Below are 15,553 nucleotides of genomic sequence, written 5' to 3'. Positions count from 1 at the left end.
TGGGTAGCGCCAAAGCATTTTGCCCAGCCAATCAACAACATATCGGCTTTACTTGGGAAAGTGTATGCCAACCTTCTGATTTTCGCCAACTTTTTTGTTAAGAGAACGCAAATTAACCAAAAAAATCAGCAGTATATAGTATTCTTAATCTAGATTTATGTATTACTCAGGATCTAATCTGGCTCTATAAATCCAGAGATTAACCTCCATATTTCTAGCTTCAAGGAATTTCATTCTGATTATATTTACATAAAACTCAAAAACGAATGCTAACCAAGTTAAATCATCATTTTATCGCTACTGCCAATGATGCCTAAACCAGGCTCACAGTAATCGCTAAAACCTAAACACCCCAACAACTAAATACTACTTTCCATCGATTTTTGTAACAGCCCCGATTATAAAACCCAAAGTTACATTAACAATCTGTCATATTTTTATAAAATGATGAGATGAAGCTCAGATAGTCATACAAATCAAGTTGCATTGACACTGTCATCATGTAAATAGACAAGTATAAAAATATAAATGCAACTTACAACGTCTATGGTTAATACAAATCAATTACTACCGACAGGTAAACTGGAAGATAAGAGAGCATCGTGGTTCAAGAAATTAAAAGGCTTATTTGAAAACGAAACTCACCTATTTTTTAATCAAGTTCTGAATGCTCGCTTTAAACAAATAGATGAACTTATTCCTGACCTTAAATATCAAAGTTCATCAAAGAAGGTAAACTCAACCTACTACCAGAAAATCATTAGCAAGGAGTGCCCTTATCTACCGCAGGGTTGGCACACTATAGAACGTCAAGCCTATCAGTTATTCGATAACTGGGCGGAAGCTTGGTGCGAATATCTAATATGGCAAATTAAAGAAAAATATTGTGGTACTTCTTCCATGAGTGGAAGCTATCCAAAACAGATCTCAATCAATGAAGATAATTTCACTGATAGTGTTATTGAAGACATATCTAACCATGAACAGCAATATTATACTCTGCATTCTGATACCCCGATGAAATTGTCAGATGCAGTCACATTAATAAACCTTTCGACCTTTGTTAAAGAGCAACAATGGTACGAGATGCTTGGTTCAATTGAACTGTCAAACGCAGGGAGGCACTTTATACTGACGTATAATTCGGAAGAAACAACTGTCCCCACGATAGTCTCAACGGTGAGAATAAACTTATATGAAGACGCTAAGAATTGGCTTTATTTCTCATCTTTCTTTATGTCTCCAAACTGGCAGTTAGTTCCTAAGCGTAATATTCTGGCACAACTTGGAGTAACACATCACCTTCTCTCTAGCCCCCTGTCACTTTCAGCATCCGACTTTGACACACAAATTTGGCCGGAACTATCCACTAAACATCATTGTTGTGAGATCATTCGCATGACAGTCAGTGGAACTCAGAACCAGAAAATGTTCTTTTTGTACCTATCACAAAAGCGATTAATGAAGCAGCTTCACGAGAAAAACTTCGAGATCGCTTTTGTTGTGATCGAACAACCGTTCATGATCAAGTATTATGAGAGTCTACCCACTGACGCATACTGTCATATCAGTAGGAATACTCTCTCCGATAGCGGGTTTTCGACTTACAAGGGGCTGTGGTTGATAAAAAACCTTAACTATGAATTACAAAACTCTGACTTTAGAAAGTACAAAAGACAAACTTTAAGTCAGCTTAAACAACATCACAAGCCGGTGCTAGAAGAACATCATGTCCAGTTATCTATTTAGTCAAATTTTGTATACAAAAGCTGTGTTCTTAGCCCTTACTGCTACTCTAGTTCTAGTATGGACAGGCTATTTCTGCATGGCTTTAGCTAAAAGACACGGTTCTTTGAGCTTGAAGCAATATTCCTACTACATCTCATACACTGCGGGTTTGTTCATTTGGATATTGAGTAATAGCTACTTTCATACTGGGCTACTGAAAGAATTTGGAAATGCTATTGCAATTAATATGGCAGTAGTAGCAAATATTTCAGCCTTAGTGGCGTTTACTTCTGCTTATCTCTTTTCTGTAAAATTACAAACCTACTACGCTCATAAGTCCGTTGCTGCATGGCAAAGCCTTTCGGTGACGGTCATTGTCATCTTTGGAGTCATCTGTAACCTAGTTCCTGAACTAACGGTTAAAGGAGTTACAATTACGGGCCCAAGTCAATTTGAACTGGACTTTGGCCCCTATACACAACCATTTTTCTTAGGGCTCACAGCACTAGTTATACTAACCTTCATCAACCTGCTATCACTTAAAAAATGTAGTAACAGGATCCGTCGTACAAGAATTAATTATATGATTCTTGGTATGACCATATTCATGTGCTCCACAGCAATAATCCAACTTGGTTTCACATTCTTTTTCAATGACTTCTCTTTGACCTGGCTACCACCAGCACTTTCAGTAAGTGAGATGTTGTTTATGGGCTACGCATTGCTTACATCGAGATTTTATAGCCCCAAATACGTTTTCTTTATCATGACCAGCGTAGTAGCTACCGCTTTGATCTATACGGGGCTGTTATCTGTTCTCAATGTATTTGACGATGTTAAGCGGACAGAAGTTATACTGATAGTGCTATTTGTAGGACTGACATGGCGAAAAGCTTATCAAACAACGCAAATGGTCATAAGTAGAGCCCTTTATGGTGACCCACTTTCTCCGGTAGAAAAAATTTCACGTCTAGAAGAGGAATTTCAAAATTCACCGACTTTGGCAATAGATATGCTTGCTAACTACTTAGGTGTACCAAAAGAAAATCTTCGTTTACTTGATGACTACCAAGGTGCAAGCTTTTACAGGCCTTATTTCGAAAGCAGCACTACTCCGCTTGTGATTGATGAGGTTGAAGAGGAGCTATCTCAGACCAGAGATCAAACGTTGAGCAACATCCATCACAACATGAGCGAGACACAGTCAGCAATAGTGCTTCCTATCTATGAAGGAAGAAATAGGCTCTCCCATGTACTTGTTTCTAGTTATAAAAACGATGGCTTGCACTTCTCCAATGAAGAGCTGTCTGCTCTCGAGCGAGTTTTGCAGAAAGTTCAGGTCCACATCAATTACGAGAGAAAAGTGCGACAGTCCCAAGCTCTTGCGAATTCCATCGCCCATGAGATGAGAAACCCACTTACACAAGTTCAGTTTGAATTTGAAAACTTAGAGCAAAAGATTGAAAGTCGACAATCATATAGTGATCTAGCTATACATGTAGACAAGGGGAGGCAAGCTATCAATAGAGGTCGGCAATTGATCGATATTATTCTTCGTGAAGTCAATAGTTCGTCTCTAGATCAAGAACCTGCTGTACCGACATCTATATCTTCAGCTATTCACTCAGCGGTCAATCAATATGGATTTGATGATGAATTGATGAGACAGCGTGTTCAGCTAGATATCCAACAAGACTTTGTTGTTAAGCTCAATGAAACGCTATTTAACTTTGTCCTATTTAACTTGCTCCGTAATGCAATCTATTATTTTGATTCATACCCGAATAGCACTATATGCATTCGAACAGAAGCAGGAGAATATGAAAATAGAGTCATCTTTTCCGATACTGGCCCTGGTATACCTCAAGATTACTTAACAAGAATCTTCGATGACTTTTTCAGCCATAACAAAAGTGGAGGAAGTGGTCTTGGTTTGGGGTACTGCCAAAGAGTGATGAAAGCATTCGGAGGTTCAATTCGCTGTAAGTCCCAAGAAGGAGAATTCACTGAATTTCATCTATCATTCCCAACTGTCGCTGGAGTAAAGCCAGTTAAAGTAGATAATGATGCGCCTCAAAATGTGAAAACTAGTATGCAAGAGCAAACGAATGCCTTTGTCGCTAATTTGACACACTCTAGTGAGAGGTCAGGTAAGCACCTCATTTTAGTTGTCGATGATAAAGAAGTTCAACGCTCCCTTGTCAAATTATACCTTGAGCAATTAGGCTACGATGTCGTCCTAGCCAACAATGGCAAAGTCGCTATTGAGATTATACACAACAACCCAATTAATCTAGTTTTCATGGATATACAAATGCCCGTCATGAATGGCTTTGAAGCGGCAAGCATCATAAAACGCTCTTACCCAACAATTCCCATTATTGCGTTATCTGGAGAGTCAGGAGAAAGAGAATTAAGTATGATAAGTGAACTCATGGATGGACGCCTTTCGAAACCGACAACCAAACAAGCGCTCGAACAAATGTTAACATCAGCTCTATCGATGAATGTTCATTAACAACTCCTCTATGCTGGAGTAGAATAACACTCAAAGAAAGGTGGAATAAAAAAGCGGTAAAAGGGAGACTCACTTTCACCGCTTTTTCGTTTTATCATCATGCTGTTCATCGAGTGAGCCATTCAGCCGAACCAGACTAAATCTAGTCATTATCCACTCTAAAACTTTACATAGAACAAGCTTTTCATATCAAAAAGTGGGACAGCGCTCAGACACAAATAAAAAACTAGTTGCATAATTACTTTTGTCAGGTAAATAAGTCTATCAACGTTGAATCTACTAACTCACATTAGTCATTGGTTGTCTTACACTTCTCACTCAAAAGTCAGTTAATTGCCTAGATACAAATGAATACCGACGAAGACACCAACCCAACTCGGACCCACGATAGCAATGTCAATATCTGGTGAAAACAGAACATCATGTTCAATTATTTATTGAATCAATTAATGTATACCAAGGCGGTTGTTTTAGTTTTAACCGCCCTACTCGTACTATTGTGGGCTGTCTACTTTTGTACAGCGCTTGCAAAACGTCATGGTACGTTCAGTTTGCAGCAATATGGCTACTATATTGGCTACACAATAGGTGTTTTCATATGGATGCTGAGTAATAGCTATTTTCATACAGACCTGATTAAGCAATTTAGTCATGAAGTGGCTATCAATATGGCTATCTTAGCCAACTTAGCCAACTTGATTGCATTTGCTTGTGCTTATTGCTTTATTGCAAAGCTACACAAACATTACACAGGACAATCAGTCCCTTATTGGCAACAGATATTGGTTTTTGCCATTTTTATCTTTAGTATTGCCTGTAATCTACTTCCAGGCTGGACAATAAAAGGCATAGACATTACTGCACCGAGTAACTTTCGACTGGAGTTCGGTCCATACACTAAATACTTCTTTCTTGGCATCGTAACACTGATTTTACTTACATTTACTAACCTGCTTTCACTTAAAAATAGTAATAGCCCAATCCGCAGAACTCGTATCAACTACATGATATTGGGTATAACCATATTCATGTGCTCAACAGCAATTATTCAAGTAGGCCTAACCTATTTTTTCAATGAATTTTCACTCACTTGGTTACCACCAACGCTTTCACTCAGTGAAATGCTTTTCATGGGTTATGGACTACTTACTTCTAGATTCTATAGTCCAAAATACATTTGCTTTGTAGCTCTAAACGTTGGAGCAACCGCTCTTATTTATGCAAGCTTGATTTCAATTCTTTATCCCTTTATTGAAATGAGATTGACTGATGTACTGCTATCAGTATTGCTCGTTGGCGTGACTTGGCAAACACTCTACAAAACGATAAGAAGAGGAGCCAGCCTGCTTCTGTACGGTGATTCAATATGCCCTGTAGAGCGTATTTCTCAGCTGGAGGAAGAATTTCAGCACTCACCGGCTCAAGCCATAGAAAGCCTTGCCAATTATTTGCAAGTACCCAAAGATAAGCTTCGTTTACTTGATGACTATCAAGGCGCACATTTATATCGTGCATATTTTAAAGATCACAGTGCCGCACTCGTCATTGAAGAGGTTGAAGAGGTATTGTCACAACTTGGGAATCATACATTAAGTCTCGTTCACCAGAATATGAACAAGACGCAATCGGCACTTGTTCTCCCTATATATAAGAGTAAAAACAATCTTTCACATGTCTTAGTGTCAAGTTCTAAGAATGATGGTGTGTATTTTTCCTATGAAGAGTTATCCGCGTTAGAGAGGGTGTTTAAAAAAGTACAAGTACATATTAACTACGAACGAGAAGTTCGTCAGTCACAAGCCTTAGCAAGTTCTATTGCCCATGAGATGCGTAACCCCTTCGCTCAAGTCCAATTTCAGTTTGAGCACCTAGGCTCAGGAATCGATAGCAACCGATCACTTGAAGAACTTGCTACCCACGTGAACAAAGGAAAACAGGCCATAAAACGTGGTCACCAATTAATTGATATCATAGTGCGCGAAGTGGATAATGCATCGCTCGATCAGGAGCCTGTACTCCCTTCATCTATGTCATCGGTGATACTTGCAGCAGTGAACCAATATGGGTTTGATGACGATTCTATGCGTCAAAGAGTCCACTTAGATATTGAGCAAGATTTTGTCGTAAAAATAAACGAAACCCTGTTTAACTTCGTTCTCTTCAATTTGCTACGTAATGCGATATATTACTTTGACTCCTACCCTGATAGCACAATAACAATCCGAACATTAAAAGGTAATGACCAAAACCAAGTTATATTCTCAGATACTGGTCCCGGTATTCCTGAAGCATATTTGTCTAAAATATTTGACGACTTCTTTAGCCACAACAAAAGCGGTGGCAGTGGATTAGGACTAGGATACTGTCAACGTGTAATGAAGGCTTTTGGTGGCACGATTTGCTGTGAGTCAAAAGAAGGAGATTTCACAACATTTTATTTGTCTTTTCCACCGATGCCTAACACCACTAATGTTAAACTTAATAACGGCGCTAACGAATCCTTGGAGCTCATTTCCAGCACGCCAACGATTGCTATTTCAAATCAGATAAAGTCCTCAGCCAAACGAATGGAAAAGCCGTTAATCCTCGTAGTAGACGATAAGCGGGTTCAGCTTTTACTTGCTAAGCTTTATCTTGAGCAACTAGGCTATAACGTCCTGCTAGCCAATAACGGGAAGGTCGCAGTTCAGACGATTCAGAATAACCCTATTGATCTCGTCTTTATGGACATTCAAATGCCGATAATGGATGGGTTTGAAGCGGCTAGCATCATCAAACGCTCACACCCATCTTTGCCCATCATTGCTCTGTCCGGAGAGTCGGGTGATAAAGAGCTAAAAAAAATCAATGAACTGATGGATGGTCATTTATCCAAGCCGACATCAAAGCAAGCATTAGATGAGGTGTTGACCACTGCATTAGCACCTGCTCCTGTCTAATACATCGCTGTTTCAAAACGACTCGCAATTTGCATGTCACCTATCATGCGATAACCCAAGGACTCATTTTCATTATCAACGCCTCATATGTGTTTGGATGTTGACGTGACTTTAACCTACATTAACTGGTTAATATCGTTAATAAAAAATCTATGACATGGCATTTTCAGTAGTTGTGGCACTTATTATGCTTTTAGACAGCTATGAATGAAAAAGTGGCAATATTTTGTCTTTGCCACTTTCTCAGTCTGAGAGAGATATCAGACTGACATAGCTAAGAGAGGCAGCTTATGGAAATTCATCGTCATACATACTATCGCCTTATTCATCATGGCATTAAAAGCTTGTTGGTTGATCGTCTTGGTCACTTTACTGAGCATGAATATCACGACTACCTCAACTATATGACAGGCAAATCGAGCTGTTTCGCAATGTCCAATGAAGAGCTTCAAGTTGCCGTTTCTAACTTGAAAGACGAGGGCTACCTCGAAGATATTAAGCCCCTAATTAGGCGATTAGAAATGCACTCATAAGTCATCAGTACTAGGCTGGTCAAATATGGCCAGCCACTTGAACACTTGAAACAGCAAAATAAGGTTTTAAATCCGCTGCTTTTAATACCTTTGTGATTTCATAAGACTTGGTTAGACTGAATCCCCCCAAACTCTATAGAACCGGCAATAATGAAACAACTGATCGATTTTATTCCGCTCATTATCTTTTTCGTTTTATACAAAATGCACGATATCTATGTGGCGACAGGTGCTCTAATCATAGCAACGGCTATCCAATTGGTTATCACCTATGCCTTATATAAGAAAATCGAGAAAATGCAGTTGATCACCTTTGTTATGGTTGCGCTGTTTGGCGGAATGACCATCTTCCTGCACGACGATGATTTCATCAAATGGAAAGTCACTATTGTTTATATCGTTTTCGCTATCGGCCTTGCAGTAAGCCATGTAATAGGCAAATCCGCGATAAAGGGTATGTTAGGTAAAGAAATCAACCTACCAGACCACGTGTGGTCAAAAGTGACTTGGGCATGGGTTGCCTTCTTTTCTTTCTGTGCTGGGGTGAACGTCTATATTGCCTTTAAACTTCCGCTCGATGTTTGGGTTAATTTCAAAGTCTTCGGCTTACTCGCAGCAACATTTGGCTTCACCTTAATCACAGGTATCTACATCTATAAACATCTGCCAAAAGATAAATCCGAAGCCAATTCTGGTGACTAACCACACGCTTTTGATATAATTAATACTAATTTTTCCCCTTTGAGATATTGCAGCGGCCACTTCGGCCGCTGTTTAGTTTTACGGATGTCAAAATGAGTAAAGAAATCACTTCCCCTCGTGGACAAATGCTTTTGCGCACCCTTGCAATGCCTGCAGATACTAATGCGAACGGTGATATATTCGGGGGCTGGATCATGTCTCAGCTCGACTTAGCTGGTGGGATTCTGGCTAAAGAAATATCGGGGGGACGTATTGTGACGGTTTCCGTCTCAAGTATTACCTTTAAAAAGCCAGTAAAGGTGGGTGATGTGGTTTGCTGCTACGGTGAGTGTACCAAGATTGGTCGCACATCAATGAGTATTGATCTCGAAGTATGGGTTAAGCCCGTCAAAGAACATGGTGTAGAAGATCGCTTTATGGTGTGTGACGCGACATTCAACTACGTCGCTATTGATACTGAGGGTAAACCTCGTCCAATCAAACAAAACTAATCTCACACTTTGCTGTCAGAAAGTCTTTAAAAAGCTGTTACATTCTGTAGAGTTAGGTAAATCACACAATAACCGGCTGCTTAGTCGCTTATTCATTATAAGGACATCAATACATGTGGTATGTTATTTTCTCTCAAGACGTTGAAAAATCATTGGAAAAACGTCTAAGTGCACGCCCAGCACACTTAGAACGACTTCAAAAGCTTCAAGATGAAGGACGTTTACTGACAGCAGGGCCTATGCCTGCCATCGATTCAGATAACCCAGGTGAAGCTGGCTTTACAGGTTCAACAGTTATCGCAGAGTTCGATTCACTTGCGCAAGCGCAAAGCTGGGCAGATGCTGATCCGTATATTGAGGCGGGTGTGTACGAGAAAGTCATCGTTAAACCATTCAAGAAAGTATTTTAAGATGAAACTGAAGATTACCTTAGCCGTGCTTTCTGCTGCCATATTGGCAGGCTGTGCCTCACCAGAGGGCGATAAACAGCGCGAGCTCGAATTGCTTGCCGCCAATCGAGCGAATTTGTTGGCTTCGGAGTTACCTATGGAAGCTGGCCCACTTTCTATCATGAGAGCGAACTCCAAAGGCACAATGATCGAGATCATGATGGTGTATAACCAAGATGCTCAAGGAGCTAAGCCATTGAAGCAAGTGCTTCGTCACAGCGTTAATAGTTACTGCACGAACCCTGACACAAAAAATAATTTGGAGGTTGGCTTAAGCTATCGACTTAAGATGCGTAACAGCCGCGGGCAACTGATGGTCGACGAAATCGTCACAAAACAAACCTGCCAAGCCGCAACCCCTTAAAATTCTCTAAAGACTCTGGAATGTAAAAAGACTTCCACAAGCGAAGTCTTTTTCTTTAAGCCTTCCAATAAATAGGTATCATTTCACATCAATCCACACCGCATATCGAGCTAACATAAATTAATGAAATTTTTATGACATTGCTTATATAGGCAAAATGAGACAATCTCACCTAAGGTCATATTGTTTAACAAAATAATCCTCCTCCCACTGAATACATAAGAATCAAAGCAAAGACAATTATTCTTTAAAAGTGTGATCTCATATTGACGATAGCTCAATCGACTCCTAACTTTTCATATTAGTGTCATAACCAAGGAGGATCACCTAAATGAAACGCGCAAGCAATTCCTATCGTCTGCAATTAATAAAAGAAGTCGCGACTCGGCAAGAACGGCTAAATTGCGGTGATCCTATGGCCAATTACATTCAACAACTGCTTGATTCAAAACCTGAATCTGAGCAACACCCTGAACAAAACTATCGCTTTAGCGGCAATCACTTTGACGACCATGTCGGTGGTTGGATAAGTGATAAGTGGGGAATAAAATAGACCCTCCTCGCTTTCAAAAAAGAAGGCGAATCTAGATTGGTATTAAAATAGATCTTGCTGTGGGCTTTGAAGCTCTAAGCCCACTTCTGGCTCGGTCTTCGCACCTTGCATTTTTCGGCGATAGCGTAAGCGGCACAGTTTGATAATGTGGCGCTGTTCGTCTGGGGTAAAATTCAACCAATTAAAACGCTCGTCACGCTTGCGCATACAACCTTTACAGTAGCCTTTTTCATCTACTGTGCAAACGCCTACACATGGGCTTGGGACGGCAAAAAATTCTAGTTGTTCCATATGTGCCTCATCATAGTTTTCTTAGCTACGCTTTAAGCACTTACTCCTACTGTATTAAATTTATAATTAAATGAAATTCAATAACTTTCATTATGTGACTGTAAACAAACTATGACCTTAACCTGACAAAAATAGAGCTTTCTGACCTATACTTTGTGCCATTAAAGTCGACAAAATGTCGAATAACGTTTCTATATTTCGGAGTTCATTACTATGAAGTTTAGTCCAAAAACATTACTTGCTGCTGCCTCACTCCCTTTTGTCATGACAGCTTGTGCAAGCAATGGAGGCGATGTGAAACAAATTACGGCTCAAGATCTTCAACATCACAACTGGGAACTGGTTAGTATTGATGGCGAAGCAGTTAAGGTAGAAAACCATCAGAAAAAACCTCGCCTTGAAGTGGGAGAAAATTTGATGGCTAATGGTAATGCAGGCTGTAACAATTTTTTCGGTCAAGCTGAGCTCAAGGATAACCAACTTCGCATTGAAAAAATGGGCATGACGATGAAAATGTGTATTGGAGACGTGATGGACTTAGAACGTGCATTTTCTCAATCCTTGGCGGAATGGAGTGACGTAACATTGACCGATGAAGGTATGGTATTAAAGAACGACATTCATACTTTGACTTTCAAGCTTAGCGACTGGAAAGGCTAGTTATTAACCTACATATTATAAAGCAGCCATCAATGGCTGCTTTTTTGTTATTAAGCTAAGAACATGTTCAATTCTCATACAGTCCGCTTACAATTCCTTCAAATACATAAGAAAATTAAATTTTTTCAGTCATAATGAATGAAAACCATAGATAGCACGGTCTATCACCACATCAATGAACTCATTCAAAGGGTAAGGACAACCATGAAAAGGCTGATCACTTTCATCTCTACTACCTTGTTGCTGTCTTTTGGGGCAACGGCGCAAGATAATTGGCAACAGATTACAGAGAAAGCCAAAGGGCAAACCGTATACTTCCATGCATGGGGTGGCAGTCAAGAAATCAACAACTATCTACGCTGGGCAAATAGCCAACTGCAAGCGCGCTATGATGTGACATTACAGCATGTAAAAGTAACCGACATCGCCGAAACCACAACACGCTTGATTGCAGAGAAAGCGGCCGGAAAGAATACTGGCGGCAGTGTCGATATGGTTTGGATTAATGGCGAAAACTTCAAATCTATGAAGAACAATCAATTACTTTTTGGCCCTTTTGTTCAGCACTTACCAAGCTGGCAGAAAGTAGATAAATCCTTACCGGTTGATCGTGATTTTTCAGAGCCAACAGAAGGTTTAGAAGCCCCATGGGGTGTCGGGCAGTTAGTTTTTATTCACGATAAACTAACTCTCAACAACCCTCCTGCCTCCTATACGGAGATGTTAAGTTACGCCAAGGCATTTCCAAACAAGCTGAGCTACCCTCGCCCGCCAGAGTTTCATGGTACCAGCTTTCTTAAAGCCGTATTGATTGAACTGACTGCCAATGATCCTGCTTTGGCTAAGCCGGTTGAACAGGTCAACTTTGATGCTGTCACTGCGCCTTTATGGAAATACTTAGATGAATTCCATAAAGTCGCTTGGCGACAAGGTAAGCAATTTCCGGCAAGCTCTGCAGAAACAGTACAGCTCTTAGATGACGGACAGCTTGAGCTTGCCATCACATTTAACCCAAATTCCGTTTACTCTGCTCAGGCAAACGGTAACCTAGCCGAGAGCACAACGGTTTATGCAATGGATGGAGGTGCTCTCTCTAATATTCACTTCCTTGCGATCCCATGGAATGCCAACGCCAAAGAGGGTGCATTAGTGGCAGTTAACTTCCTGTTGAGCCCTGAAGCTCAATCTCGCAAAGGTGACTTGTCTATTTGGGGCGATCCATCCGTGCTTGAGAATCAATACTTAACAGGCAGCGCAAAGAAAACAACGCTATTCAAATCTGTTGCTGAACCACACCCTAGCTGGCAGGCTGCTCTGGAAACAGAGTGGCAGAAGCGCTACGGTAATTAAGAGCAACCATAACCATTAAGTGACGAAAGCCAGATGTTAAGAGCTGCGTACACAGTATTCATTTTGATTTGCATTACCCCAACAATCCCCGGATTAGTTGGTGTATTGCTCTCATCATTTGGTTATGTTCCTCCTGTCGGCCTGTTCGATTTCTCACTCAGCAGCTATCAGCAGTTTTTCGAATGGCCGGGGATTGAGCACTCAATTGGGCTCACTTTATTCAGCTCCATAGCCAGTACTTATCTTTCTTGTTTAATCTGCTTTGCGATTCTTCAAAGCCTTTGGTTAGACCACCATTGGCGAAAAGTTGAAGCACTGCTTTCCCCCTTGCTAGCGATGCCTCACGTCGCTTTCGCGATAGGATTTGCTTTTCTTTTCGCTCCTACAGGCATGGTTGCACGTTTGTTGGCTCAAACCTTAGGTATTGACGTCGACACACATGAAGCAACTTGGTTAGTGCATGACCCTTATGCGCTGGGGTTAGCCATGGCACTTTCATTTAAAGAAGTGCCATTTTTACTGCTCATGAGCATTCCCGTTTTGCAGCAGATTAAAATCGACAAACTGTATCAAGTTAGCAGTTCTCTGGGCTATTCACCCGCACAAATGTGGTGGAAGGCGGTCTTCCCTCTTTGGTTGGTAAGAATGCGCTTCGCTTTGTTTGCCGTGATGGCTTATGGCGTTTCCGTGGTCGATTTGAGTTTGATCTTGGGCCCAACCAATCCACCTACTTTGGCCGTATTAGTATGGCAGTGGTTTAACGACCCTGACTTATCACTAATCCCTCGTGCGGCATCTGGCGCGGTTATGCTGTTTGTGTTAGCCAGTTTACTTTTAGTCTTAATCGTACTGGTCGAAAAGCTTCTCGTCGGCCATTTTGGTCAGTGGCAATACTCAGGTCGAAGAGGGTTTAGTCTGCCTGGGAAAACGCTGTTTACCGTTTCGGCCATTTTAGCCGGCATTATGTTTCCACTGATGTTGATCTGGAGCTTCGCTCATCGATGGCGCTTTCCGGACCTTCTCCCTACCCGATATAGCGACCGCTTTTGGAGCAATGAGTGGCTCAATATATTACCGACGATTAACCAAAGTTTGATCATTGCTGCCGTTACCGCTTGTTTTGCTTTGATATTGGGCGTAGTGGCTCAGGAAAGTCGTATCCGTTTTCGCTTACACTTGCCAGGTTATGTCATTGCTTTACCTATGCTTATCCCACAGCTTTCTATCTTATTTGGTATCCAGATAACCACTCTCTACTTGTCTGGTGATGCCTATTACATCTGGGTCATCTGGTCACACGTATTCTTTGCTTTCCCATTTGTGTACTTAGCACTGGATGGCCCATGGCGAAGCTATGACAACAACTATACTCGAGCGGCATTAAGCCTTGGCAAAACGCCTCTCTTTGTCTTTTTTCATATTAAGGTTAAGTTGCTGCTGCCTGCCATCTTGTACGCTTGGGCTGTCGGAGCCAGTGTAAGCTTGGCGCAATATCTACCAACTCTGATGCTCGGTGGGGGCAGAATTGCAACCGTGACTACCGAAGCCGTCGCTCTTTCGAGTGGCTTCGATCGACGCGTTACTGCCATCTACGCGATTTGGCAAGCCATCTTGCCATTTGTTTTCTTTGTCTCTGCCATCCTTATTGGCAGATTCGCATTGCGACAACCTGATTATCAAAAACAAACGAACAAGGATGCCCTTACGCATGACGCTGTCTCTAGAAAGCCTCGCCATCCATAAAACCAGCGGCGAAGCCCTATTTTCTGATTTGAATATATCCGTTTCAGCGCAGGAAGTCGTTTGCCTAATGGGCCCCAGTGGATGCGGAAAATCAACCTTATTGAGTTTGATCGCCGGGCATATGAGCAGCGAGTTTGTCCATTCCGGGCGCGTGCTACTGAATGGCATTAACTTAGCTGAACTTGAACCCCATCAGCGACAAGTTGGAATTCTGTTTCAGGATGATTTGCTATTTCCACACCTAAACGTGTGGCAGAACCTCGCTTTTGCCCTTCCTAACTCAATCAAAGGCGATGAAAGACGCCACCAAGCCATGGTCGCATTGAACAAGGTTGAGCTCTCACAACTCGCAGATTCATTTCCTGATCAGATTTCCGGCGGCCAACGTGCACGTGTGAGTCTTTTAAGAATGTTGTTAGCCAAGCCTAAACTAGCGCTGTTAGATGAACCGTTTAGCAAACTGGATAAAGAACTTAGAACACAGTTTCGTGACTGGGTCATCGCTCAACTGGCAGAAGCCAATATTCCTACTCTGATGGTCACGCATGACAAGGATGATGTTCCTGAGAACGGACGGGTATTAAGTTGGCCGTGGGAGACTCATCATGCTTGATCGGTTCAGTATCAAAGTCATTCGCTCCCCTTTGGCTATTACAGCCGCCGGATTAGATAAACTCGGTGTGACCGCAAACCAAACGACGCTAAGTGGTTTTCTTCTTGGGTGTCTGGCGTTTCCTGCTCTGTACTTTGAGCAATACGAGCTGGCACTTGTGTTCATCGTTATTAACCGAGTATTTGATGGTTTGGATGGCGCGTTAGCTCGGCGTCAGGGCATCACAGATGCAGGTGGATTTCTCGATATCAGCCTCGACTTCCTGTTTTATTCTCTGATCCCATTTGGCTTTGTGGTCGCTAATTCAGAGCAAAACGCGGTGGCGGGCGCCTTTATCATTTTCTCATTCATTGGTACTGGCTGCAGCTTTCTTGCTTTTGCCGTCATGGCAGGGAAACGGGGAATTGAGAATCCTGTTTATAAAAACAAATCCCTTTACTATATGAGTGGTCTGACTGAGGGCACTGAAACCATAGCGTGTTTCATTGCGTTTTGTCTTTTCCCGCAGCACTTTGCCATCATTGCATATCTGTTTGGCACAGCCTGCTGGTTCACGACCTTTACCCGCATCTATTCAGGCTTCCATACCCTGAAATAGACATTAAAAAGGTAGCTCAAT

At 41.6% G+C, this 15,553-nt stretch carries 15 protein-coding genes; 14 read left to right on the top strand and 1 reads right to left on the bottom strand.

Features of this window, described 5'->3' with window-relative positions; genetic code table 11:
- Positions 1 to 528 precede the first annotated feature (528 nt).
- From L1D23_RS16170 to L1D23_RS16130, 9 genes are all read left to right on the top strand, one after another.
- A complete protein-coding gene (locus L1D23_RS16170; protein WP_239868281.1) occupies positions 529 to 1,749 on the top strand; it encodes an acyl-homoserine-lactone synthase in 1,221 nt (406 codons plus the stop codon).
- On the top strand, positions 1,730 to 4,246 hold the full coding sequence (locus tag L1D23_RS16165; RefSeq protein ID WP_239868278.1) for a response regulator: 2,517 nt from the start codon (positions 1,730 to 1,732) through the stop codon (positions 4,244 to 4,246). Before L1D23_RS16170 ends, L1D23_RS16165 begins: the two co-directional genes overlap by 20 nt.
- 449 nt (positions 4,247 to 4,695) lie before the next feature.
- The gene (locus tag L1D23_RS16160; protein WP_345779110.1) at positions 4,696 to 7,185 is read left to right on the top strand and encodes a response regulator; all 2,490 of its coding nucleotides are present in this window, start codon (positions 4,696 to 4,698) and stop codon (positions 7,183 to 7,185) included.
- A gap of 290 nt (positions 7,186 to 7,475) precedes the next feature.
- Complete coding sequence (locus L1D23_RS16155; RefSeq protein ID WP_239836671.1) at positions 7,476 to 7,718, top strand: hypothetical protein; 243 nt, start codon at positions 7,476 to 7,478, stop codon at positions 7,716 to 7,718.
- A gap of 150 nt (positions 7,719 to 7,868) precedes the next feature.
- Complete coding sequence (locus L1D23_RS16150) at positions 7,869 to 8,420, top strand: septation protein A (RefSeq protein ID WP_239868272.1); 552 nt, start codon at positions 7,869 to 7,871, stop codon at positions 8,418 to 8,420.
- A 92-nt stretch (positions 8,421 to 8,512) separates the two neighbouring features.
- Positions 8,513 to 8,911 (top strand): acyl-CoA thioester hydrolase YciA, encoded by a 399-nt coding sequence (gene yciA / locus L1D23_RS16145; RefSeq protein ID WP_239836673.1) that lies wholly within the window; start codon positions 8,513 to 8,515, stop codon positions 8,909 to 8,911.
- Positions 8,912 to 9,024: 113 nt separating this feature from the next.
- Complete coding sequence (locus L1D23_RS16140) at positions 9,025 to 9,321, top strand: YciI family protein (RefSeq protein ID WP_239868269.1); 297 nt, start codon at positions 9,025 to 9,027, stop codon at positions 9,319 to 9,321.
- Position 9,322: 1 nt separating this feature from the next.
- A complete protein-coding gene (locus L1D23_RS16135) occupies positions 9,323 to 9,724 on the top strand; it encodes a GspS/AspS pilotin family protein (protein ID WP_239836675.1) in 402 nt (133 codons plus the stop codon).
- Between the two features lie 331 nt (positions 9,725 to 10,055).
- Positions 10,056 to 10,277, top strand: coding sequence for a hypothetical protein (locus tag L1D23_RS16130; RefSeq protein WP_239836676.1), 222 nt, complete (start codon positions 10,056 to 10,058; stop codon positions 10,275 to 10,277).
- Positions 10,278 to 10,319: 42 nt separating this feature from the next.
- On the opposite strand, the gene L1D23_RS16125 is transcribed toward L1D23_RS16130, so the two are convergent.
- Positions 10,320 to 10,568, bottom strand: a complete 249-nt coding sequence (locus L1D23_RS16125) for a DUF1289 domain-containing protein (protein WP_239836677.1) — start codon at positions 10,566 to 10,568, stop codon at positions 10,320 to 10,322.
- Positions 10,569 to 10,781: 213 nt separating this feature from the next.
- On the opposite strand from L1D23_RS16125, the gene L1D23_RS16120 reads away from it, so the two are divergent.
- From L1D23_RS16120 to L1D23_RS16100, 5 genes are all read left to right on the top strand, one after another.
- Positions 10,782 to 11,228 carry an META domain-containing protein gene (locus tag L1D23_RS16120; protein ID WP_239836678.1) on the top strand — a complete coding sequence of 149 codons (447 nt, stop codon included), beginning with the start codon at positions 10,782 to 10,784 and terminating at the stop codon, positions 11,226 to 11,228.
- A 204-nt stretch (positions 11,229 to 11,432) separates the two neighbouring features.
- Complete coding sequence (locus L1D23_RS16115) at positions 11,433 to 12,578, top strand: ABC transporter substrate-binding protein (protein ID WP_239868266.1); 1,146 nt, start codon at positions 11,433 to 11,435, stop codon at positions 12,576 to 12,578.
- A gap of 33 nt (positions 12,579 to 12,611) precedes the next feature.
- A complete protein-coding gene (locus tag L1D23_RS16110) occupies positions 12,612 to 14,321 on the top strand; it encodes a thiamine ABC transporter permease (RefSeq protein ID WP_239868264.1) in 1,710 nt (569 codons plus the stop codon).
- Positions 14,287 to 14,934: an ATP-binding cassette domain-containing protein gene (locus tag L1D23_RS16105; protein ID WP_239868261.1), complete on the top strand. Its 648-nt coding sequence runs from the start codon at positions 14,287 to 14,289 to the stop codon at positions 14,932 to 14,934. Before L1D23_RS16110 ends, L1D23_RS16105 begins: the two co-directional genes overlap by 35 nt.
- Positions 14,927 to 15,532, top strand: a complete 606-nt coding sequence (locus L1D23_RS16100; protein ID WP_239868206.1) for a CDP-alcohol phosphatidyltransferase family protein — start codon at positions 14,927 to 14,929, stop codon at positions 15,530 to 15,532. Before L1D23_RS16105 ends, L1D23_RS16100 begins: the two co-directional genes overlap by 8 nt.
- The last annotated feature ends 21 nt before the right edge of the window (positions 15,533 to 15,553 follow it).

It is taken from the genome of Vibrio sp. Isolate24 (genome assembly GCF_022398215.1).
Lineage (GTDB): Bacteria > Pseudomonadota > Gammaproteobacteria > Enterobacterales > Vibrionaceae > Vibrio > Vibrio coralliilyticus_A.
Note: the sequence above shows the minus strand (reverse complement) of the source record. Positions and strands in the feature narration are given on the sequence as shown.